Source organism: Mycobacterium sp. D16Q13 (genome assembly GCF_002013375.1).
Lineage (GTDB): Bacteria > Actinomycetota > Actinomycetes > Mycobacteriales > Mycobacteriaceae > Mycobacterium.
In genome coordinates, this window is record NZ_MAEW01000007.1 from 78,224 (window position 1) to 100,621 (window position 22,398).

Here is a 22,398-nt window from a genome sequence, read left to right on the forward strand (position 1 = left end):
CTTGCTATTCGCTATTGGCTTTTGCTCGTCGCGCATCAATGACCACCTGGACCACCAGGACGATCACCGCAACAGCCATCAACAACGCTGAGATGGCATAGGCGCCGTACTCGGCGCCTCGCTGATGACGATCGGACACGAGCAGGGTCAGGGTCTGCGATGCCCCGGGCAGGTTCGACGACACCATGATCACCGCGCCGTACTCACCCAGTGTGCGCGCGATGGTGAGCACGATGCCGTAGGTCAGCCCCCAGCGGATGGATGGCAACGTGATACGCCAGAACGTCTGCCAGGCAGTGGCTCCTAGCGTCGCGGCCGCCTCTTCCTGCTCGGTGCCCAGTTCATGCAGCACCGGCTCGACCTCGCGGATGACGAACGGAATCGTGACGAAGATGCTCGCGAGCACGATACCCGGGAATCCGAAGATGACCTTGAGCCCGAAATCGTTCTCGACGAACCCGAACACGCCCGCCGATCCCCACAACAGGATCAGCGCCACACCCACCACAACAGGCGAGACCGCGAACGGGAGGTCGATGATCGCCTGCAGCACGGCCTTGCCGCGGAACTTGTTCCGTGCCAGTACCAATGCCGTGGGGATGCCGAAGATGACGTTCAGCGGCACCACGATCGCGACCACCAGCAGCGACAGCTGCAGGGCCGACACCGCGGCCGGCGTGGCGATCGACTCGAAGAACGCCCCTACCCCGGGCTCGAACGTGCGCCACAGGATGAGGCCCACCGGAACGATCACCAGGATGCCGATATACAGCAGCGCCGCGTAACGCGCCACATACTTGACCAGCGGTGACGGCGTCACTGCGCCAGCTCCTCTCGCTTGGCCGCGCGCGACCCGATGGTGCGCAAGACGAACAACACGACAAACGAAATAATCAGCAGCACAATCGAGATCGCCGCGGCGCCGGTCCGGTCGTCGTTCTCGATGAGCGTCCTGATCCACTGCGAAGACACTTCTGTCTCGCCGGGCACCGCACCACCAATCAGCACCACCGAGCCGTATTCACCAATCGCCCGAGAGAAGGCCAGGCCCGCACCCGATAACAGTGACGGAAGCAGCGCGGGAAGGATCACCGCGCGAAAGATCGTCCAGTTGTCAGCTCCCAGCGAGGCAGCAGCCTCCTCGACGGACTGGTCGAGTTCCAACAGGACAGGCTGCACGGATCGCACCACGAACGGCAGGGTGACGAACAGCAGGGCAATCCCGATCCCCCACCTGGTGTGCTGGATGTGGATGCCCACCGGGCTGCCCGGGCCGTACAGCGCGAGCATCACCAGACTGGCCACGATCGTCGGAAGGGCGAACGGCAGATCGATGACGGCGTCGACCAACCGCTTTCCAGGGAAGTCGTCACGGGTCAGCACCCAGGCCACCAACAGCCCGAAAAACAGGTTGACGACGGCCACCCCGAACGAGACTCCCAGGGTTACCCGGAACGAGCTCACCGCCGCATTCGAGGTGATCGCGTTCCAGAACGCGGTCCACCCGCCACCGGCGGACTGCCAGATGATCGCGGCCAGCGGCAACAGCACGATGATGCTGAGCCAGATCGATGCCGCGCCGACCCGCAGCGAGGTGCTGCCGTATCGGCGCCTCAACAGGCCCCCCGGCTGCCCGGCACCGACCTCACGGTCGGGCCGGGCAGTCGATTTCGGCTCGGAAGCCGGTTCCGTCGACTGTTCCGTAGAGGCTGTCATCCGGTGGCCTTCTTGTAGATCTTGGTGATGCTGCCGTTTTCCTTGTCGAACAACGCCGGGTCAACTGTCTTCCAGCCGCCCAGTTCGGCGATGGTCCACAGCTTCTCAGGTGTCGGGAAGTCCTTGGCGAATTCTGCCGTAACGGCTGGATCGACGGGACGGAAACCAGCCTCAGCCCAGAGCTTCTGCGCCTCCGGGGTGTACAGGAAGTTCTTCAGGGCGTTCACCTTGTCCAGGTGCGCGCTGCCCTTGACGACGGCAACCGGGTTCTCGATCTTGAACGTCTGCGGCGGATTGACGTGCTCGACATCCTTGCCCTGACGCTCGACGTTGATCGCCTCGTTCTCGTAACTGATCAGCACGTCACCGCTGCCCTGCAGGAACACGTCAGTGGCCTCGCGCCCGGAACCGGGGCGCTGCTTGATGTGCTCGCCGACGAGCTTGCTGACGTAGTCGATGCCCGCCTGGTCATCGCGGCCACCGTTGCTCTTGGCCGCATACGGCGCCAACAGGTTCCACTTGGCCGAGCCCGAGCTCAACGGGCTGGGGGTGATGACCGTGACTCCCGGCTGCAGAAGGTCGTCCCAGTCCTTGATGTTCTTGGGGTTGCCCTTGCGCACGACCAGCGAAACCACCGAACCGAAGGGCACACCCTTCGTGGCATCGGCATTCCAATCCTCGGAAACCTTGCCCGCCTTGACCAAACGGCTCACGTCGGGCTCCACCGAGAAGTTCACGATATCGGCCGGCTTGCCGTCGACGACAGCCCGGGACTGATCGCCGGACGCGCCATAGGAGGTAGTGACCGCAACACCCTTGCCCTCGGCGGTGTTCGCGAATGCCGGGATGATCTTCTTCCAGCCGGGCTCCGGCACGGCATAGGCGACGAGCGTCAAGGTGGTGTCGGCATCGGAGTGCGACTCGCCACCGGCGACATCACTGGATCCTCCACCGCAGGCGGCGAGAACTGTTGCCGCTGTGGCAAGAACTCCGATGTGGCGCCACCGGCGGGCGCCTACCGTCTTCGCGATGTTGATCCTGGAGCCGAGCATGCGATGCCTTTCGTGGGATGACGATTACCTGGGACGGATATCTCATGGAATCCCGTGACGACAGAAAGGCAGCGAAACAGCCAGTGGGCTTCGAACTAGCCGCTACCGACACCAAACCGCGGACGGGATGGGTCTAGCGACAACAGTGAACGTCTGCGACCGCGCATGTACCGACCGCAATGAGCGCCAGGATGTGGCGCACGCGGATAACCGGGGCGGCGGAATGCATGAGCGGAAGCGTAGCAGAGCTCTTTGACGCCGTCTTTACGGCCGAACCGGCAGGTAGAAGCATTATTACGTCAACAGCCAGTAACTACCGGCTCAACAGCCAGGCGACTATCACCAGAATGGCCAGCGCAATCAGCGCCAACGTGACGCGCGACTGCGGCAAACCGCTCATGGGAGGTCCACCGGGGTGGCCGCGGCTACCCGATTTTCCATGAAGTGGCGGCGCGCCGCCTGATAGCACCGGCCGAGCCGATTCGCCGCGCTGAGCAGCAGAAACAAGACCTTGTCACCGGCCACGGCCATCGCGTACGCCAAGACCAATACAACCGGCATCACGATGATCGTTTGAAGGATGAACCCGCGTCCGCTGAGCCACAGCTCCACGCCATCCCACCAACTCAGGAGGCCGATCACGCTGTCGCTGTTCACGCGGGCCAGTTTAGGCGGACCATCCCGCGGCCCGTCCGGCGCAGGGCAGACTGGACACCGATGAGCGATTTGCGCGCGATGTGCCTGTTCCTGGTGCTCGCATTCTCCGCACTGTTCAGCGGGGCCCCCGTCGCGGCGGCGGATTCGGCCGCAGCGGGCGCTGATGTGCAGGTGGCGCTGAGTCTGGGCGAGCGTGAACTCACCGTGGTGGCCCGCCGGGTAACCAGCATTCCCGGCCCGCTGCGCGTCGACGTGATCACCCACCGCGGTACCGCGGCCGGCCCGCTCCGGGCGCAGATCGTGCCCACCGGCGCCAGCACCGATGACTATCAACCCGTTCCGGGGGTCCCCACCTCGACGGCGATGGTGGTCCTCGGTGAGAAGCCCGGCCCGTACGGTGCGACGCTCGATGTCGACCGCACGGGGCCCACCGACCTGACGATCAGCGACGGTGTGCACACCGCCCGGATCCCGCTGGTCCTCATCGGTCAGGCGACGTCACCACCTGAACGAGTGGCCTATCTGGGTCTGGCCGCCACGGGGCTGCTTCTGGTCGTCTCACTCGTGGTGGCGACCCGGGTCCGTCGTGGTGTGTGGATCGCGGTGCCGGTGACCGCCACGGTGACGGCCCTCGCGGTCGCCATCACCGGCGCGGTGCTGTCCATATCGGCGCCGCCGCCGCCCGAGCCTGGCCCGCAACGGGACCCGACCGTCGAGAACACCGCCAACCCCTACCGGCTGGATCGTCCCGCCGTCACCGACTACTCCCGGCCTTCGGCCGCGCTCATCGCCGAACAGTCCGAGCTGGATTCGGATCGCGCGACGGACATCTACTTCTCACTCATCGACACGGCGACCGGTCTTCCCGCTGATGACCTGGTCATCCACGACAGCGCGTTGATCCACCTGCTGGTGGTGGCCCCGGACGGGCGGCTATCCCATCTGCATCCGATAAGGGTTGCACCGGGCCGCTATTCGGTACCTCTCTTGCCCGCGGTCGCGGGCCGGTACGCGGTCTCGGCCGAGTTCGTGCGACGTGGCGGCGGCGTGCAGACGGTGCGCTTGCCGGGTGGACTCACGGCGCGTGGCGGGAAGCCCGCACCGCCGGCAGCATTCGACGGACCCGGGATGCGCATGATCGACGGGCTGCACGTGCACGTGAGCGCCACCGGCCTGCGTGCGGGGCGGCCGACGACGCTCTCCGCCACGGTCGGGGCCGACCCGGTCCTGCAGCCGTGGCTGGGCATGCTCGGTCATCTGGTGATCGCCGGACCGATTCCCCGCGACACCTCCGCGAGCGATCTCGGCGCTGCGGTGCAGGATTCAGCGGTCTGGGCCCACGCTCATTCCATGGGCGGCCACGGCGGCACCAACATGCCCGGCATGGAGCACAGCGCCGGCCACTCGCCCAGTCACGACGATTCGATGCCACCCATGGTGGGGTCCCCACCACTCAACGGTGACAGTCCTCCCGACGAGACGGTGGCCGCCTTTGGGCCCGATGTACCGTTCACCTTCACATTCCCCAAGCCGGGCCGGTACCTCGCCTGGATTCAGGCACAGCGTGACTATCGGGTGCTGACAATCCCGGTACGACTGGACATCTCATGACACGTCAGGTGTGGGCGGGGCTCGCGGTAATAGTTGCCGCGGTGTTGGGATTGGCATGGATTGCCTGGCCCAGCGCACCCCAGGCCGTCACCCTCTACTCCGGTACCGAGCACTACGTCGTCACGGTGACCGTCGACGATCCCCGCGTTGGGATCACCGCGCTGGAGCTCGCCGTCGCCAGCAGGGAAGATGGCAACCTTCCTGAATCCGAATCGGTGTCAGTCGAATTGGTGATGCCCCTGATGGGCCACGCCATGCCACCGCTGCGCGAGGTGGTGTCCTGCCGGACGAAATTCGACCAGGTGATGCTGTCCATGGCCGGGCCCTGGGACATCGTCGTGACCGTCACGCCGCCATCGGGTGATCCGGATGAACGCACGACAATGCCACTATGGGTGAGTGGAGGTTGAGATGGGCCCCGAGACAAGCACCGTGAGCGCCGGTGCCCAGCAGGCGCCGCGAGTTACCCGCGCCACCGTCGAGAAGTACGCGCCGCTCGGAGCGTACGGAGTACTGCTGGGCAGCGTTGTGGGTGCGGTGGGGACCACCTGGGACGTGGAATGGCATGACGATGTGGGCCCCGATACGTTCTTCACGTTACCGCACCTGTTCCTGTATTCCGGCAGTGCGATCAGTGGAATCACCAGCCTCGTCATGGTTTTGATGGTCACGGCCGCTCAGCGCGCGGGCGAAGCGGTACCGCGCTGGGTGGGCGGTGTGCCGATTCGCGTGTTCGGCGGCAGATTCACCGCACCCCTGGGCTTCCTGCTCTCCGGCTGTGGCGCCGCGTCATTTCTCATGTATGGGCTGTTGGATCTGTGGTGGCACACGGTCTACGGGTTCGACGCGGTCCTGGCCTCGCCCCCTCATTTCGCACTGTTCGTATCCGGGACGGTCACCGACCTCGGCAGTGTCGTCACCTTCGCGGCAGCACGCCGATTCCGCTGGGGTGCGGTCGGATTGATGACGCAGGCGTCTCTGGTGGCGGCGATGACCGCCATTCCGTTCACCGCACTGTTCCTCTTCAAGTTCGACTTCAACCCGATTTCTCTCGGCTCGGCGTTCATCGTTCCGCTCGTGCTGCTGCTCATCGCGGGCGTGTTGCGGTCAACGCTGGCACCGCTCGGCGTCGCGGCGATCATGGGCGCGATTCAGGCCATCTTCTGGTGGTTCTCCCCTTGGGCCGCACACGAATACGCCGCAGCGGTGGGACTGCCGCTACGCGATGACCTATGGGGCGGCCCACCCACGATCCCGGGAATGATGCCGGTGTTTCTCGCGGTCTTCGCCGCGCTCGCCACGGGGCTGCTGTCTCTGGCACGTGATCGCACATGGCAACGGTGGCCGATGACCGCCATCGGTGCGATTCTGGGATCGGTCGCGGGCACGGGATATCTGCTGCAGGGAGCGATGCTGTATCGCCAGGGCTCCGAAACGGTGAGCAGCTACGTCACCGTCGGCCTGGCGGGTCTGGTGCTGGGTGCGATCGCCGGATTCCTGGCACAACGCATCGCACTGATGTTGCGGATGCCCGGAAACGCCGTCGACACTGCGGAGACCATCGCGTGAGACACACCCGAATCATGTTGTCGCTCTTAACCGTCATCGGCTTATCCCTCGGGCTCAGCACTCCCGCCCACGCCTATGCGCCGGTGAATGTGGTGCATACCGAACAGGTGACGGCAGGCCCGTATCCGGTGACTGTCGGGTTCTCGACGTGGCCGCTGCGCGCCATGCAATCACTGGATTTCACGTTCATTCCCGTTGACGGGATCACCGGAAAGTCGGGCACCCTGACCATCGTGTCGCCCGACGGCCAGCTGGGGCGTGCCGAACCGCTGGCGCGCCACCCACGCAAGCGTGAGGTCTGGGGTTTGGACGTCCGGGCGCTGCAGGAAGAGGGGCACTACCAGTTCATCTTCGATATCGCCGGACCGCAGGGGCCCGGGAAGGGCACACTCAACCTGGACGTGCTGCCCCAGCCCGGGCCGCCGCTGGCGTTGAGTTGGACGCTGTCGTTGATACCCGTGTTCGCGTTGGCCGGGGTCTTGATCGTGGCGTGGAGGAGGACTCGTGACCAAACCTGAGCTGTCGCAAAGCACCACATGTGCCGTCGCCGGTGGGGGACCGGCCGGGATGATGTTGGCGCTACTACTCGCACGCGCCGGCGTCAACGTCACCGTGCTGGAGAAGCATCCCGATTTCCTGCGGGACTTTCGCGGGGACACCGTGCATGCCAGCACGCTCAACCTGCTCGACGAGCTGGGGCTCGGTGCGAAGTTCGCGGCCATGTCGCACAACCTGGTTCAGCAGGTAACGGTGGACCTGGGCGAGCAGACGTATCGGCTGGGCGATCTCAATCGGCTTCCCGGACCGCACAAACACATCGCGATGGCACCCCAATGGGACTTCCTGGAAATGCTGGCGAGTGCCGCGGAGCTCGAACCCACCTTCCGGCTGCTGCGCAGCACGGAAGTCACCGGGCTGCTACGAGCGGGCGACCGCATCACCGGTGTTGAATACCGCACCGCCGCAGGAGAAACCGGCCAGCTCAAGGCGGACCTCACCGTCGCCTGCGATGGCCGTGGCTCGGTGCTTCGTGCCGCAGCCGGAATGCGGCCGCGACAGTTCGGTGTTCCGATCGATGTCTGGTGGTTCCGCCTCCCCAAGCATTCCGATGACCCGCAGGGGCCGCGCGCACGGGTCGGCGCCAACCGATTCATGGTGATGCTCGATCGCGGCGACTACTTTCAATGCGGCTACCTCATCGGCAAGGGCACCGACTCGCAGATGCGCAGCGGCGATGTGCAGGTACTCCGGGACAGGATCGCCGAAATGGTGCCCTGGCTGGCCGACCGCACCGATGCCATCACCAGCTGGGATGACGTGAAACTGCTTGATGTGCAGCTCAATAGGCTCCGCAAGTGGTACCGGGAGGGGCTGCTGTTCATCGGCGATGCCGCGCACGCCATGTCTCCGGTCGGCGGCGTCGGCATCAACCTCGCCATCGCCGACGCCGTGGCCACCGCACGCATCCTCGCCGAGCCGTTGCGTCAGGGAACGCTCACGACCGCCGACCTTCGCAAGGTACAGGTGCGCCGATGGGGACCGACCGCCCTGATCCAGCGGGTGCAGCGGGCCGTACACCGACGGGTGTTCTCGGCGGTGGACTCCACGACCACCGTCACCCCGAGCACCAAAATCGCGTCGGTGCTGTCGGTGGCCACCAAGTACCCATGGTTACAGGCGATTCCGGCCTATGGCGTGGCGATCGGACCGCTACCCGAGCACGCGCCCGATTTCGCACGCCGCTTTCCTACGGGCTGAGCACCTTCTGCATCCCGGGCGCGACCCGGTCACGAATCTTCTCCCATGGCACGGTAACGGGCACAAAGTCTCCCGCGACGTGCGGGACGGAGACGTAGAAGGTCAGCCCGTTGGGCACGGGTAGCCAGTGCAGGAACTGCTCGGACTTCATGTCCCCCGCTGCCTTGATGCGATCTGGTGGCCCCAGCTCCTGTGCCAACGTGCGCAATTGCTCGCGAGCCGCACCCTGGTCCGCGAAGACGTCACCGAACATGATCGGCTGCGCCGTATCGGTGTTGATGGTGATGGTTGCCACCGTATTACTGGGATACGGTCCACCGCTGTTCGCGAGGAACACAGCGGCTCCCGACAACACATGCGGGCCAATGAAGGAGACCCGACTCGATTCCCGTGGCTGCAGCTGCCCATCGCCTATTGTCGCGGGCTTCGTATTCTTCGGATCGTCCAGGATCCGCACCACATCCTTGAGCGCCGTGCGCATGCCGTCGTTGAATCTGTCCCGAGCGCCGGCCTTATCGCCGGTGACTTGAGGCAGTTTGACGTTGTAGTCAACCTTCCCCTGCTTGCCGGCCTCCTGCTCCAGCGTTGGGTTGAAGCCAAAGGCGGGCTTCGCGGTCGGCGGTGCTTGCGCCGGGGTAAGGGACACAGCCGGTTTGGCCGGTGTTGTGCTGGTGGACGGCGGGGCTTCCGAGGGCTGCGCGGGTTGTTCCGGTGGTTTGAGACATCCGGCGACAGCACCACACATCAACACCAGCATCACCACAAGACGCGACTTCACAAGCACAGCCCCCAACTATTGACTCAGTATCGGCAGAATCTCAGGCGCCACCTGATCGCGGATCCTCTCCCACGGCACGGTAATCGGAACAAAATCACCGGCGGCATGCGACACGGGCACGTAGAACCGCAACCCCGTCGGTGCCGGTACCCACTGCTCAAGTCGCCCGTTGACGTTCCCCTGGCGCACCCGTCCGGTCGGATCGAGATCGGGTAATACCTGCCTCAGCCGTTCGAGGGCCGCGTACTGGTTGGGGAACAGGTCGTCATAGGTGATGGGCTGGGCGGTATCGCCATTGATCACGGTGGTCGACACTGATTGGTTGGGGTGTGCACCGCCGGCGTACCAGAGATACACCTGGATGCCGGCGACTACGTGCGGCCCGATCATGGCGACACCGGTGGCCTCCAGGCCAGGCCCGACATCACCATTACCGATCGACACCTGCTGGCTGTTGCCGGGACCGGGCAACGCCTCGATCAATTCCCGCAGCGCGGCGCGCGTGCCTTCGTTGAATCGATCACGAACCGCGGGTACTCCACCGGACAGCTGCGGCACCTGCACGTCGTAGGTGACCAGACCTTCGGCACCCTTGACCGTTTCCGAGAGGGGTGTGTACCCAAAGGCCGGGGCGGTGTTCACCGCAGAGCCCGACGACGTTGTTCCCGAGGAGGACTCCGTCGTGGTGGACGTCTGCTCGGCGTGGTCGGTGGTGCGGCCGCAACCAGCTGCGATCACACACATCATCACCACGACCGCGGCGGTGCCGCCCCGGGCCCTCACGTGGGTGCGTTCGCCGGCTGGAAGGTACCGCTCACGTCCGCCTCCTCCTCGGCCCGGATGACGTGCACGACAGCGTTGATCAACGCCAGATGGGTGAATGCCTGCGGGAAGTTGCCCAGATGCCGACCGGTGCGCGGGTCGATCTCCTCGGCGTAGAGCTGCAGCGGGCTGGCGAAGGAGAGCAGCCGCTCGCACAGGTGCCGTGCCCGGCGCACCTCGCCGATCTCGACCAATGCCGAGACCAACCAGAACGAGCAGATGGTGAAGGTACCTTCTTCACCCGAGAGCCCGTCGTCGGTCTCTTCCACCCGATAGCGCAGCACCAGACCGTCGTTGGTCAGTTCGTCGGCGATCGCCAACACTGTCGCACGGATCCGCGGGTCGTCGGGCGGCAGGAATCGGTTGAGTACCGCCAGCAGCAGTGAGGCATCCAAAGCCGTTGAGCCATAACGCTGTACCAGCACCCCGCGTTCATCGACGCCGTTTTCGAGGATATCGTCTTTGATCTCGTCGGCGATCTCACGCCACTGCTGGGCATAGCTCTTCTCACCATGCAGCTCAGCGAGTTTGGCGCCGCGATCCATCGCGACCCAGCACATGATCTTGGACGAGGTGAAGTGCTGCGGCTCGCCCCGGACCTCCCAGATGCCACGGTCGGGTTCGCGCCAGTGCCGCGCGGCCTCCTCTGCCTGATTCTTCAGAATCGGCCACAGCGTCGCCGGAATCTGTTCGCGCGATTTCGCGTGCACGTACACCGAATCGAGCATGGTGCCCCAGATGTCGTGCTGCACCTGATCGAACGCGCCATTGCCTATCCGCACCGGCCGGGCCCCGTCGTACCCGGACAGATGCGGCAATTCCCCCTCCGTCAGCGTGCGTTCTCCGCCCACGCCGTACATCACCTGCAGCGGATGTCTCTCCCCGTTGTTCGCACCGGACGCATCGGCGATGAAGGCGAAGAAGTCGTCGGCCTCGCGATCCAGCCCGAGCGTGTACAAGCCCCACAGCGCAAAGGTCGAGTCCCGCACCCAGGAATAGCGGTAGTCCCAGTTACGCACTCCCCCAGGGGTTTCCGGTAGAGACGTGGTCGACGCCGCCAACAGCGCTCCGGTCGGCGAGTACGCCAGGCCCTTGAGGACCAGCGCGCTGCTCTGCAGGTACGACCGCCATGGATGATCGGGGAATTCGCCGATGTTGATCCATTGCCGCCAGGCTTCGGCGGTCTTCCACATCTTGTCGGCGGCTTCCGCATAGGTCTGCGGGACAGGGTGTTTGGACCAGCTGAGCGCGACGAAAACACTGTCACCCTCGGTGAGTCGGGTACGGGCCCGTGCCTCGCGGCCCTCCAATCCCAGCCGAAGATTCGTGGTGAGCTTGAGAGTCGGGTTGGTCTCGGGGTTCTTGGCCGCCCGGGCTATCGCCTCACCATATCCGTCGCCGGAGTACTCCCAGGTGAGCCCCTCGCGGTGATAGTCGAAGGCGGGCTCGCAGTTCATGATTACTTCGACGGTGCCGCTGACACAGCGCACGGTGCGCAGCAGGATGTGTTCGGCATCCCAGTCGGTCGGCGTGCGCTTGTGTGTCTTCGACCGCGAATCGACGTCATGCCATGGCCCCAGCACCAGTGCGTCGCGGACGGTGAGCCATCCTGTCTTGGTCTGCCAGGTGGTTTCCACCATGAGGCTGCCCGGCAGGTAACGGCGCGCGGCCGGAACGTTGTGTCCGTACGGTCCAATCCGGAAGTGGCCGGCGCCGCGGTCGAGGATGGCGCCAAAGATGCTCGGTGAGTCCGGACGCGGAACGCACATCCACTCCACTGACCCGTTGGAAGCGATCAAGCAGGTGTTCTCCCAGTCCGAGAGGAACGCGTAGTCGGCGATCGGCGGGAAGGGGCCACGGCGCTGAGGAGGAGACTGACTCGAGATCAGTCCTTCTAGCGACAACTCGGGATCAAGAGACGACACCATCGGACCATCGTATGCGCGACCCGGGACGCACCGGCTATTTAACGGCGGCGGCGCAGATAGATACCGAGACCGCCGAACAGCAGCAGATTGAAGACCAACAGCGCCACCAGGACACCGGTGGAGCCTCCACTGCGCGGCCCCGCCAGGTAGATGACCAGGTCGAGGCCGATCAACACGCATGCGGCGATGACCATGGTCCACATGAGAGCAGTCGGCTTCATGTCGTCACCTCACCGGCAGCCGAGCCCAGCTCGGCAGCCAATACGGACATCAATTCCGCCACCGGCAGCGCCCGCGCACGGTGATGTTCGGTACCCGCCCACAACGACATCACGTCCGGGTCCCCGCTCGCCCGAAGCTCCTTGGTCGCCGAGTTCAGCGCCGGGAAGCTCACCGGGGCAACCGCTTCCATGTCTCGCTGGAAGGCGTTGGAGATGCTCCGCGCCGGTCGGCCCGAGAACACCCGTGTCACCACCGTCTCGGCCGGTTGCAGCAGAGCGTCCTTGTAGACCTGCCTGGCTCCCGACTCGTCGGTCACCACCAGCGCGGTACCCAGCTGCGCCGCCGAGGCTCCGGCGGCAAGCACCCGGGCGATGTCGGCGCCGTCCATGATTCCGCCCGCGGCAACCAGCGGTAACGCGGTGACCGCCCGCACGTTCGCGATCAGGTCCACCAGCGGCTCCTCGGGAGCTCCGGCGTCGAAACTGCTGCGATGACCGCCGGCCTCCGGGCCCTGCACCACGAGCGCGTCGGCGCCGATCCCCTCGGCGATCGTGGCCTCGGCGGCACTGGTGACCGTGATCCATACCTCGGATCCGGCGGCGCGCAACCTGTGCGCATCCTGCGCGGACGGCACCCCAAAGGTGAACGACACCACCGGGACAGGGTTGGTGACCAGATACTCGATCTTGTCGGCATACGCGTCGTCATGCCAGACCGGGTCACCGGGAGCGACCTCGAACTTGTCGGCCCACACCTTCAGCTTGTCGAGATACTCCCGCAGGTCGGCACCCTGATCGGGTGTGGGTACGAAAACGTTGAAGCCGAAGGGCAGATCACCCATCGCCTCGCGGTCCTGATCCAACTGCGCGATGGTGCGGTACCCCGCGGGCAGCAGGCCGAAACCGCCTGCCGCACTCACACCGCGCGCCAACGCCGGGACGGTGATACCGCCGGCCATCGGGGCACCGACGATAGGAAGACGAAGCCCGGCAAGCACGGTACTCATGTCCCTCAGCGTATCGACGCGATGAGTTTTCCGGCCGGGGCGGGTCGGTATGGATATGACAAGCTCACCCGCCTACCCCGCCGCCGTCACCCGCGAGGAATGGCTGACGGCCCGCAAGCATCTGTTGGCCCGCGAGCGCGCGGCCACGCATCTCCGCGACACCGTCAACGCCGAACGTCGACGGCTGCCCATGGTGAAGGTCGAGAAGGACTACGTATTCGAGGGCCCCGACGGACAGGTGCGGCTCCTGGACATGTTCGAGGGACGGCACACGCTCTACATCCACCACTTCATGTGGCTGGACGACATCGACCGCGGCTGCCCCAGTTGCACGGGGGCGGCCGACATGACGTTCACCGAACGAGACCGCACCTTGTTGACCGACAAGGGCGTCACCTTCGCCTGCGTATCCCGCGCGCCGTACGCAAGCATCGCGCGCTACCGCGACGAACACGGGTGGACATTCCCGTGGTATTCCACCAATGACGGCGATTTCAGCTACGACTTCCATGTGACGCTCGACCCGTCACGCATTCCGGTCGAGTACAACTACAAGTCGCTCGATGAGTTGCGCGCCGACGGATTCAGCGACGAGGACCTGCGCGGGGACTGGCCAGGCGCCAGTGTCTTTCTGCGTCGCGACGATGAGGTCTTTCATACCTATTCGGCCTTCGCGCGCGGGCTGGACCATTCCGCGGTCGGCTATCCGTTCCTGGACCTGACGCCGTACGGACGTCAAGAACCCTGGGAGGACTCACCCGCCGGCTGGCCGCAGGGCGGGGCGATCGTCGGGATGCCGAGTCAGGAATGCCCAGAACACTGAGCCTGAACCGCGCTACTTCTTGGGCTTGTCCGCCGCGGACTCGGTGGACAACGCCGCCACGAAGGCTTCCTGTGGCACCTCGACCCGTCCGATGGTCTTCATGCGCTTCTTGCCCTCCTTCTGCTTCTCCAGCAGCTTGCGCTTACGGGTGATGTCACCGCCGTAGCACTTGGAGAGCACATCCTTACGGATAGCCCGAATGTTCTCGCGCGCAATGATCCTGGACCCGACGGCAGCCTGCACCGGCACCTCGAACTGCTGGCGCGGAATAAGCTCCTTGAGCTTGACGGTCATCTTGTTGCCATACGCCGAGGCGCCGTCCTTGTGCACGATGGCACTGAACGCATCGACCGCCTCACCCTGGAGCAGGATGTCAACCTTCACCAGGTCGGCCTCCTGCTCGCCCGCCTCTTCGTAGTCCAGGCTGGCGTAGCCGCGGGTGCGTGATTTCAGCGAGTCGAAGAAGTCAAAAATGATCTCGCCCAACGGCATCGTGTAACGCAGCTCGACACGCTCCGGCGAGAGGTAGTCCATGCCGCCGAGTTCTCCGCGCCGCGACTGGCACAGCTCCATGATCGAACCGATGAACTCACTCGGCGCGATGACGGTGGTTTTCACCACGGGCTCGAACACCGACCGGATCTTGCCCTCGGGCCAGATGGACGGGTTGGTCACCATCATTTCGGTGCCGTCCTCCTTGACCACCCGGTACACCACGTTCGGAGCAGTCGAGATGAGATCGAGGTTGAATTCGCGCTCCAGCCGCTCACGGGTGATCTCCATGTGCAGCAATCCCAGGAAGCCACAACGGAATCCGAAGCCCAGCGCCACCGACGTCTCCGGCTCGTAGGTCAGTGCGGCGTCGTTGAGCTGCAGCTTGTCCAGCGCCTCACGGAGATTCGGGTAGTCGGATCCGTCCACCGGGTAGAGCCCGGAGTACACCATCGGCCGGGGTTCGCGATAACCGGTCAGCGGTTCGGTCGCACCCTTACGTGCGGAGGTGACGGTGTCACCGACCTTCGACTGCCGCACGTCCTTCACGCCGGTGATCAGGTAGCCCACCTCACCGACCCCAAGGCCCACAGAGGGTTTGGGATCCGGCGAGACGATGCCCACCTCCAGCAGTTCATGGGTGGCGCCCGTCGACATCATCGCGATCTTCTCGCGCGGCGTGATCTTGCCGTCGACGACGCGGACGTAGGTGACGACACCGCGGTAGATGTCGTACACGGAGTCGAAGATCATCGCGCGCGCCGGCGCGTCCGGATCACCTTGCGGCGCAGGAATCAGCCGCACCACCTCATTGAGCAGCGCCTCGACGCCCTCACCGGTCTTGCCGGATACCCGCAGCACATCGGAGGGCTCGCAGCCGATGATGTGCGCGATTTCTTGCGCGTAGCGGTCGGGGTCGGCGGCGGGCAGATCGATCTTGTTGAGAACCGGGATGATCGTCAGGTCTTTGTCGAGCGCCAGGTACAGGTTGGCCAGTGTCTGCGCCTCGATGCCCTGTGCGGCATCGACCAGCAGGACAGCGCCCTCACAGGCCTCTAGGGCGCGCGACACCTCGTAGGTGAAGTCAACGTGCCCGGGGGTGTCGATGAGATGCAGCACGTACTCGGCAGAATCGGCGTCGGTGCTGATTTTCCAGGGCAGCCGCACGTTCTGGGCCTTGATGGTGATGCCGCGTTCGCGTTCGATATCCATCCGGTCCAGGTATTGGGCGCGCATGGACCGCGCGTCGACCACACCGGTCAGCTGCAGCATCCGGTCGGCCAGCGTCGACTTCCCGTGGTCGATGTGGGCGATGATGCAGAAGTTACGGATACGCGCCGGGTCCGTGAACGTCGTGTCGGCAAAACTTGGCACCGCACCATGCTCCCATGCCGACAGACGTGCTCCTGACACACACGTCGCCGAGGGCTACCGGTCAGTATGCTCGCTGCATGGCGTCACAGTGGCAGACGCTCGGGCGGAGGCTCGGGAAGATCGCGGAAACCATCGTGTTCCGCGAAGGCCCGAAGGTGCTGCGGCAACTACAGGGGTCCGAACTTGTCCAGCGTGGATTGCAGCGCGGACTCGAGGCGATCGGTGTCGTAGAAACCGAGCAGCAGACAGCCATTCCAGGCCGTCCGGTGACCAACCGCAGTGTGCCCACAGCCCATCGTGCCCGGCGCATCGAATACGCACCCGACCTGGACGGTCGCGCCGATCCCGGCGAGATCGTGTGGACGTGGGTGGTCTACGAGGATGACCCCTCACAGGGGAAGGACCGTCCGGTGCTCGTCGTGGGACGAGACGGGACTGTCCTGCTGGGCCTGATGCTGTCGAGCCAGGAGCGCCACGAGAGCGATCTGGATTGGGTGGGGCTCGGCAGTGGTAGCTGGGATTACGACGGACGCCCCAGCTGGGTGCGCCTCGATCGAGTGCTTGATGTTCCCGAAGAGGGAATTCGGCGCGAGGGCGCCATTCTGGACGTGGAGCGATTCAACATCGTCGCAACGCATCTGCGCACGCGGTTCTCCTGGAGCTGATCCAATCGATCCGCGCGGCCTCAGTGTTCTACGGAGTTACGCAGTTCTACGGAGTTGCGCACCGGTGACGGCGTGAACATGGCCTGATCGATGAACTGAGCGGTGTACTCGGCCAGTTCCTCACGCTCCAGACGCAGCCGTCCGTCGAGCCATGCCAAGACGGTGCCGGCAACACCCGCGGCCAGAGCTTCGGCCTGCACCGCGGTGTAGTTCGGATCGGCATCCGGATCGAACTCGGCGCGAGCGGCACCGAGCATCAACGCCATGTAGTGGGTCAACCGCATACGACGACGAGTGAGTCGCTGGCTTCCCATTGCCTCGGTGGCGATCACGCGGGCGCGCCGGGGGTCGGCGGTCAGCGCGGTCACCGCGCCCACGACGCCGGCATGCACCTGCGAGCGGGAGTCCTTGTCGGCAGCGGCCATCGCCGAACCCGCCGTGGCGATGCTGTCTTCGATGATCCAGTCGAAGACCGCGACGAGCAGCTCGTCGAGGCCGTCGAAGCACTCGTAGAAGTAACGCGTGTTCAGCCCGGCGGTCTTGCAGATCTCCCGAACCGTTGTCGCTGCCCAGCCTGAGCTGGCCATCACCTCGAGCCCCGCCTCAAGGAGGCGTCGCCGCCGCTCCGCGCGGCGCTCATCTGCCGTTCGTCCGCCGTATAGCCCGGTAGCTTGTTTGGTCACCATGGTCTACGCATTATTACTCTTCTTGCCAGACACCTGTGCAATAACCGGCTTTTCTGCGATGTTTAGGCGAGTCGTGTGACTTCGACCACGACATCCAGATCGGTCGAGCCGCCCCCCGAGTAGATGCCCTTGAGCGGGCTGACGTCCGAGTAGTCCCGGCCGATGCCGATGGTGATGTATTGCTCGTTGATCTCGCTGTCGTTGGTGGGGTCGTAATCCCACCAGCTGCCGGCCCAGGCTTGAATCCAGGCGTGGCTCTGTCCATCCACCGTCTCGCCCACGGCCGCGTCACCCTTGGGGTGCAGATAGCCGGACACATAGCGCGCCGGAATCCCCATACTGCGCAGCAGAACCAAGGTCAGGTGCGCGTAGTCCTGGCACACGCCCTTTCTTTCGCGCAATGCGTCCAGCGCCGACGAGTGCACGCCGGTGGTTCCGGGCACGTAGTCAAGCTCCGAGTGCACCCATTGCGATGCCGCCACAATGGCCTCGGCGGGTGTGGCATCTTTGGCGATCCTCTTCCCCACCGCCTGCACCTTTTTGCTGTGCGGGACGTAGGCACTGGGCGACAGATACTCGTCGAATCGGTCGAGGACGGCCGTGGCGTGGATGTCATCCCAGCCCATGGATTCCTCTGGCCTTTCCGCGACGTCGGTCTCGACCACCGACAGACCCGTCACCTCCAGCTCGGTATGCGGTGCGTGCAGGTCGAATGTCGTGACGGCGGTACCCCAGTAGTCGACATACCGGTACGAGCGGGTGGCCGGGACCGTCTCCACACGGTTGAGGATGACGTTCTGACGACCGTCACTACGCGGCGTCAACCGCGCCTCGTTGTAGGAGGCCGTCACCGGCGTCTTGTAGGCGTAACCGGTCGCGTGGACGACTCGCAGACGCCACATCTACTTCTCCTCTTCGCGCAAGCGGCTCATCGTTAGATCTCGCCTTCCTCGATGGGATCCACATCGTGGCGACCACCGGCATCGCTCCACGCCACCCACGGTGCGGCGTGGAAATACTGCAGCGCCACCGCCTCACCCAACTCCCGGCAGGTCTGTTGTAGGCCGGCCAGACGTGTCGGCAGGTCCTCCAGCAGCACGCCGGGACGCATGAACTCCAACTCACTGCGGGCCCGGCCCAGTAGGCGCTGCGCCTCGGCACGCGCACCAACACGGCTATGCGGCTGGTGATCCAGTTCCTCCAGGCTCAGCTCGGCTTGGCGCAGGGAGTGGAACACCGAACGCGGGAACAGCCGGTCCAGCAGCATGAACTCGACGACCCGGCTGGCATCCAGCACCCCACGGTACGTACGCAGGTACGTGTCGTGGGCGCCAGCGCTGCGCAACAAGGTCACCCAGGCGGGCGAGGACGCACGGTCACCAACGCGCGAAAGCAGCAGCCGCACCGTCATATCCACCCGCTCGATGGACCGGCCCAGCACCAGGAATCGGTACCCGTCGTCACGGCTGAGCGTGGAGTCGGCGAGCCCCGCGAATTGCGCGGCGCGCCCCTCCACATAGGTGAAGAACTCGTGGGGTCCGAGTCTGCGGGCGGCGCGCTCACGATCGGCCAGCGCGTTGTAGGTGGTGTTGAGGCACTCCCACATCTCGGTGGACGTCACTTCGCGTGCGCCGCGGGCATTCTCACGCGCTTCGGAAATGGAGTCGACGATCGAGCCGCCCTGCACTCCGCGGCTGAACGCCACAAGTTCGGTCAGTGACCACACGTCGAGCACGATGTCCGGCGCGTCGATACCCAGCACGCGCAACAGCACCCGGGAGGCGTGGTCGGGGTCCACGCTGGCGTCCTCGAGCAGCTGGTGCACCGTGACATCCAGGATGCGGGCGGTGTCATCGGCACGCTCGACGTACCGGCCGATCCAGTAGAGCGACTCCGCGTTTCGCGCCAGCATTAGGACATCACCTGCTGTTGTTGTTGCTGTTGTTGCACTTGCAGACCCGCGGTAGCCGCCTCAGGTCCCTGCTCAACCTCCGCCGCCTGCGGCAGTTCGGGGACCACCTCAGCCCCCGACAACTCACGATCGGCGACAGAGGCCCGCGAGGCCAACACCCAGGTGTCCTTGGATCCGCCACCCTGGCTCGAGTTCACCACCAGCGAGCCCTCCGGCAGCGCCACCCGGGTAAGACCACCCGGCAGCACCCACACGTCATCACCGTCGTTGACCGCGAACGGGCGCAGATCCACATGCCGGGGCACCAGCTGATCGCCGACTTTCGTGGGCACCGTCGACAACTGGACCACGGGCTGCGCCACCCACCCGCGCGGGTCCGCCCTGATCTTCTTGGCGATGGCGGCGCGTTCCTTCTCCGAGGCGTCGGGCCCGAACACGATGCCGTACCCACCGGACCCCTCCACCGGCTTGATGACGAGCGCATCGATGCGGTCGAGGACTTCCTCGCGCTCGTCGTCGAGCCAACATCGGTAGGTGTCCACGTTCGCGACGATGGGTTTCTCACCGAGGTAGTACTCGATGATCGTCGGCACATAGGTGTAGACGAGCTTGTCGTCGCCCACTCCATTGCCGACGGCGCTGGAGATGACGACGTTCCCGGCGCGCGCGGCGTTCAGTAGCCCAGCGACCCCGAGTACCGAATCGGGACGGAACTGCATGGGGTCCAGGTAGGTGTCATCGATGCGGCGGTAGATGACGTCGACCTGACGCTCCCCCTCGGTGGTGCGCATATAGACCTGGTTGTCGCGGCAGAACAGGTCGCGGCCCTCGACGAGTTCGACACCCATCTGGCGCGCCAGCAGTGAGTGCTCGAAGTATGCGGAGTTCGCGACACCGGGTGTGAGAACCACCACGGTCGGATCGGCCTCGTTGGTGGCCGCCGATTTGCGCAGGGCACGCAACAGATGCGAGGCGTAGTCGTCCACCGCGCGCACTCGGTGCGAGGTGAACAAGTCCGGAAAGACCCGCGCCATGGTGCGGCGGTTCTCCATCACGTACGACACCCCGGACGGAGAGCGCAGGTTGTCCTCGAGCACCCGGAAGGTGCCCTGCGCATCGCGCACCAGGTCGATACCCGCGACATGGATGCGCACCCCGTTGGGTGGGTTGATCCCGGCTGCCTCGCGGTGGAAGTGCTCGCAGGAGGTGATCAAGGCACGCGGGATCACCCCGTCGCGCAGGATCTCCTGATCGCCATAGATGTCGGCGAGGTACATCTCCAACGCCTTGACCCGCTGGGCGATGCCCCGCTCCAGCCGTGACCACTCGGCCGCGGCGATGACGCGCGGCACCAGATCCAGCGGGAACGGCCGCTCCTGACCCGACAGCGAGAAGGTGATTCCCTGATCGACGAATGCCCTGCCCAGCGCGTCGGCACGCGCGGCCAGGTCGGCGGCGTCGGTGGGCGCGAGCTCGGCGTAGATCCCCTTGTAGGGTCCGCGCACGTTGCCATCCGCGTCGAACATTTCATCGAAGGCTTTGGAGTAGGCGCCCTTCTCGGACACCAGTGCGCGGTATCCGCCAAAGATCTGGTCATCACGCCGGGTTAGCCGTGGCGTTGCCGCCGTGCGTGTGGGTCGGCCCGAGTTTGGCATCACTGTTCGCAGGCTCACCTTGCCTATGCTGCACCAACTCTCCGGATTCGGCAGTGCGTGCGCGCGGATCGCCGATACTTGCTGGCTACCTGGACGCAATCTCACGTTGTTGGCCCACCCGCCGGTTTCAGGTTTCGGCCGCACCCCTGGTAGTCTCTTCCCTTGCGGTGCTGCTCAGCTGCCCTGGATCCAATGATCTGGAGGCCCGCCGCCCTACCAGACGATTTACCGAAGGATTTAGACGCGTGGCCAATATCAAGTCGCAGGAAAAGCGCATCCGGACCAACGAGCGTGCCCGGTTGCGCAACCAGGCGACCAAGTCGTCTCTGCGCACGGCAGTCCGCGGTTTCCGCGATGCCATCGCCGAGGGTGACAAGGACAAGGCGGGCGAGCTGCTCGTCGCGACCAGCCGCAAGCTGGACAAGGCTGTCACCAAGGGTGTCATCCACAAGAACCAGGCCGCCAACAAGAAGTCGGCGCTGGCCCTGGCGCTGAACAAGCTCTGATCTAGATTTCCGATCAACGCCGAGCGCGCGAGCGTGCTCGGCGTTTTTCGCGTCTCGAGGTAGCTCCGGCGGGTTAGGTGTTCACCAATTCGGCCACCTTGCGCACCGCCGATTCCAGGGCGTAGTCGGCGTCGGCCGCCGCCCCCTTCACATCGGCGTTGAGCGCGGCCACTACCCGGATGGCCTCGGCCACCGCATCACGCGACCACCGGCGCGCCTGTTTCTGCGCCTTTTCGATGCGCCACGGCGGCATCCCAAGCTCGGAGGCCGCCGCGTAGGCGTTCTGTTTGATGGGCCCCACCCGCGCGATGGTGTGCACCGCCTCGGCGAGCGCATCGGCCAACAGCACATGCGGGACACCCCGTTGCATCGCCCAGCGCAGCGCCTCCGTCGAGCCGGCAATGTCACCCACCACCGCCTTGTCGGCGATATCGAATCCGGACACCTCCGCACGTCCGGAGTGATAGCGGCGCACCGCGGCCTCGTCGACGTTGCCGTCGGTGTCCGATACCAATTGCGAACACGCCGCCGCCAATTCACGAATGTCGGAGCCGACGGCGTCGATCACGATGGCGACCACCTCGGCGTCCACCTTCTGCCCCAGTCGGCGGAATTCTTTGTGCACGAAGTCGGCCCGCTCGGCAGCCTTGGCGATCCGTGCGCAGTTGTGCACCGCGGCGCCGAGATTCTGCAATGTGGTGGCCAGCGCCTTGGCGCGGCCACCACCGGAATGTTGCACAAGCAGAAAGGTTCCCGGCGGCAGATCGGAGGCCGCCTGCTCGATGAGGGCGACAGAGTCCTTCCCCGCTTCTGCGGCAGCCTCGACGACGATGACCCTTTCGTCGGAGAACAGCGAGGGGCTCAGCAGCTCAGCCAGCTCCGCCACGTCCACCTGCCCTGCCCGTAGCCGATTGACGGGGATGTCCGCACCCGCCTTGCCGCGGACCGCATGGAGCACCGACGTCACCGCACGCTCGACCAGTAGTTCTTCATCGCCCAGGATCAGGTGCAGCGCATCGGTCACCCGACGATCGTCCCATGCCGCGGGGACACGGAGATTCCACCGCCGACCGGGTGAGTGATTAGCACGTACCCCTGTTTGCGCCGCGAGATTCTGGAAACATTACCGACCAGTAGCACTGTTGCTCCCCCACTCAGCGGACAGG

The 22,398-nt window shown here is 65.1% G+C and carries 24 protein-coding genes; 8 read left to right on the plus strand and 16 right to left on the minus strand.

What is annotated here, in order from left to right; all coding sequences use genetic code 11:
• Positions 1–4 precede the first annotated feature (4 nt).
• The 5 genes from cysW to B4400_RS07380 all read right to left on the minus strand — a co-directional run bounded on the left by cysW (position 5) and on the right by B4400_RS07380 (position 3,425).
• Positions 5–820 carry a sulfate ABC transporter permease subunit CysW gene (cysW, locus tag B4400_RS07365; RefSeq protein WP_078309117.1) on the minus strand — a complete coding sequence of 272 codons (816 nt, stop codon included), beginning with the start codon at positions 818–820 and terminating at the stop codon, positions 5–7.
• Complete coding sequence (gene cysT / locus B4400_RS07370; RefSeq protein WP_078309118.1) at positions 817–1,716, minus strand: sulfate ABC transporter permease subunit CysT; 900 nt, start codon at positions 1,714–1,716, stop codon at positions 817–819. Before cysT ends, cysW begins: the two co-directional genes overlap by 4 nt.
• A complete protein-coding gene (locus B4400_RS07375) occupies positions 1,713–2,768 on the minus strand; it encodes a sulfate ABC transporter substrate-binding protein (protein WP_078309119.1) in 1,056 nt (351 codons plus the stop codon). Before B4400_RS07375 ends, cysT begins: the two co-directional genes overlap by 4 nt.
• 133 nt (positions 2,769–2,901) lie before the next feature.
• Positions 2,902–3,060 carry an Ms4533A family Cys-rich leader peptide gene (locus B4400_RS25030; protein WP_353615242.1) on the minus strand — a complete coding sequence of 53 codons (159 nt, stop codon included), beginning with the start codon at positions 3,058–3,060 and terminating at the stop codon, positions 2,902–2,904.
• Positions 3,061–3,164: 104 nt separating this feature from the next.
• Positions 3,165–3,425 (minus strand): hypothetical protein, encoded by a 261-nt coding sequence (locus B4400_RS07380; RefSeq protein ID WP_078309120.1) that lies wholly within the window; start codon positions 3,423–3,425, stop codon positions 3,165–3,167.
• 60 nt (positions 3,426–3,485) lie between these two features.
• Between B4400_RS07380 and B4400_RS07385 the strand changes: the two genes are divergently transcribed.
• From B4400_RS07385 to B4400_RS07405, 5 genes are read left to right on the plus strand one after another with little or no spacing between them, the layout of a single operon-like run.
• A complete protein-coding gene (locus tag B4400_RS07385; RefSeq protein ID WP_078309121.1) occupies positions 3,486–5,036 on the plus strand; it encodes a hypothetical protein in 1,551 nt (516 codons plus the stop codon).
• Positions 5,033–5,446 carry a hypothetical protein gene (locus tag B4400_RS07390; RefSeq protein WP_078309122.1) on the plus strand — a complete coding sequence of 138 codons (414 nt, stop codon included), beginning with the start codon at positions 5,033–5,035 and terminating at the stop codon, positions 5,444–5,446. Before B4400_RS07385 ends, B4400_RS07390 begins: the two co-directional genes overlap by 4 nt.
• A gap of 1 nt (position 5,447) precedes the next feature.
• Complete coding sequence (locus B4400_RS07395; RefSeq protein ID WP_078309123.1) at positions 5,448–6,605, plus strand: hypothetical protein; 1,158 nt, start codon at positions 5,448–5,450, stop codon at positions 6,603–6,605.
• Positions 6,606–6,622: 17 nt separating this feature from the next.
• Positions 6,623–7,123, plus strand: a complete 501-nt coding sequence (locus tag B4400_RS07400; protein WP_078309399.1) for a hypothetical protein — start codon at positions 6,623–6,625, stop codon at positions 7,121–7,123.
• Positions 7,110–8,363: an FAD-dependent oxidoreductase gene (locus B4400_RS07405; protein WP_078309124.1), complete on the plus strand. Its 1,254-nt coding sequence runs from the start codon at positions 7,110–7,112 to the stop codon at positions 8,361–8,363. The genes B4400_RS07400 and B4400_RS07405 overlap by 14 nt, the downstream gene beginning before the upstream one ends.
• Here B4400_RS07405 and B4400_RS07410 read toward each other — a convergent pair.
• Genes B4400_RS07410 through B4400_RS07430 form a run of 5 tightly spaced genes read right to left on the minus strand, consistent with a single transcriptional unit; the run spans position 8,353 to position 13,119 of the window.
• A complete protein-coding gene (locus B4400_RS07410; protein ID WP_078309401.1) occupies positions 8,353–9,141 on the minus strand; it encodes a hypothetical protein in 789 nt (262 codons plus the stop codon). The genes B4400_RS07405 and B4400_RS07410 overlap by 11 nt on opposite strands.
• Positions 9,142–9,156: 15 nt before the next feature.
• Positions 9,157–9,924: a hypothetical protein gene (locus tag B4400_RS07415; protein ID WP_139361301.1), complete on the minus strand. Its 768-nt coding sequence runs from the start codon at positions 9,922–9,924 to the stop codon at positions 9,157–9,159.
• On the minus strand, positions 9,921–11,891 hold the full coding sequence (locus B4400_RS07420; RefSeq protein WP_078309125.1) for a glycoside hydrolase family 15 protein: 1,971 nt from the start codon (positions 11,889–11,891) through the stop codon (positions 9,921–9,923). Before B4400_RS07420 ends, B4400_RS07415 begins: the two co-directional genes overlap by 4 nt.
• Before the next feature lie 38 nt (positions 11,892–11,929).
• Positions 11,930–12,112 (minus strand): hypothetical protein, encoded by a 183-nt coding sequence (locus B4400_RS07425; protein WP_078309126.1) that lies wholly within the window; start codon positions 12,110–12,112, stop codon positions 11,930–11,932.
• A complete protein-coding gene (locus tag B4400_RS07430) occupies positions 12,109–13,119 on the minus strand; it encodes an NAD(P)H-dependent flavin oxidoreductase (protein ID WP_078309127.1) in 1,011 nt (336 codons plus the stop codon). Before B4400_RS07430 ends, B4400_RS07425 begins: the two co-directional genes overlap by 4 nt.
• A 55-nt stretch (positions 13,120–13,174) precedes the next feature.
• On the opposite strand from B4400_RS07430, the gene B4400_RS07435 reads away from it, so the two are divergent.
• Entirely contained in the window at positions 13,175–13,942 is a 768-nt protein-coding gene (locus B4400_RS07435) for a DUF899 domain-containing protein (RefSeq protein ID WP_286151122.1), read from the plus strand.
• Between the two features lie 12 nt (positions 13,943–13,954).
• On the opposite strand, the gene lepA is transcribed toward B4400_RS07435, so the two are convergent.
• Entirely contained in the window at positions 13,955–15,808 is a 1,854-nt protein-coding gene (gene lepA / locus B4400_RS07440) for a translation elongation factor 4 (RefSeq protein ID WP_078309405.1), read from the minus strand.
• Positions 15,809–15,885: 77 nt separating this feature from the next.
• Here lepA and B4400_RS07445 point away from each other — a divergent pair, with 77 nt between their 5' ends.
• On the plus strand, positions 15,886–16,473 hold the full coding sequence (locus B4400_RS07445; protein WP_078309129.1) for a type II toxin-antitoxin system PemK/MazF family toxin: 588 nt from the start codon (positions 15,886–15,888) through the stop codon (positions 16,471–16,473).
• A 20-nt stretch (positions 16,474–16,493) separates the two neighbouring features.
• On the opposite strand, the gene gplR1 is transcribed toward B4400_RS07445, so the two are convergent.
• The 4 genes from gplR1 to B4400_RS07465 form a co-directional block, all read right to left on the minus strand.
• Positions 16,494–17,159 carry a TetR/AcrR family transcriptional regulator GplR1 gene (gene gplR1 / locus B4400_RS07450; protein WP_078298529.1) on the minus strand — a complete coding sequence of 222 codons (666 nt, stop codon included), beginning with the start codon at positions 17,157–17,159 and terminating at the stop codon, positions 16,494–16,496.
• A 62-nt stretch (positions 17,160–17,221) separates the two neighbouring features.
• On the minus strand, positions 17,222–18,061 hold the full coding sequence (locus tag B4400_RS07455) for a transglutaminase family protein (RefSeq protein ID WP_078309130.1): 840 nt from the start codon (positions 18,059–18,061) through the stop codon (positions 17,222–17,224).
• A gap of 32 nt (positions 18,062–18,093) precedes the next feature.
• Positions 18,094–19,071, minus strand: a complete 978-nt coding sequence (locus B4400_RS07460) for an alpha-E domain-containing protein (RefSeq protein ID WP_078291117.1) — start codon at positions 19,069–19,071, stop codon at positions 18,094–18,096.
• Entirely contained in the window at positions 19,071–20,726 is a 1,656-nt protein-coding gene (locus B4400_RS07465; protein WP_078309131.1) for a circularly permuted type 2 ATP-grasp protein, read from the minus strand. Before B4400_RS07465 ends, B4400_RS07460 begins: the two co-directional genes overlap by 1 nt.
• A gap of 245 nt (positions 20,727–20,971) precedes the next feature.
• On the opposite strand from B4400_RS07465, the gene rpsT reads away from it, so the two are divergent.
• Positions 20,972–21,232, plus strand: coding sequence for a 30S ribosomal protein S20 (gene rpsT, locus B4400_RS07470; RefSeq protein WP_078291125.1), 261 nt, complete (start codon positions 20,972–20,974; stop codon positions 21,230–21,232).
• A gap of 73 nt (positions 21,233–21,305) precedes the next feature.
• On the opposite strand, the gene holA is transcribed toward rpsT, so the two are convergent.
• Positions 21,306–22,256 (minus strand): DNA polymerase III subunit delta, encoded by a 951-nt coding sequence (holA, locus tag B4400_RS07475; protein ID WP_078309132.1) that lies wholly within the window; start codon positions 22,254–22,256, stop codon positions 21,306–21,308.
• Positions 22,257–22,398 lie beyond the last annotated feature (142 nt).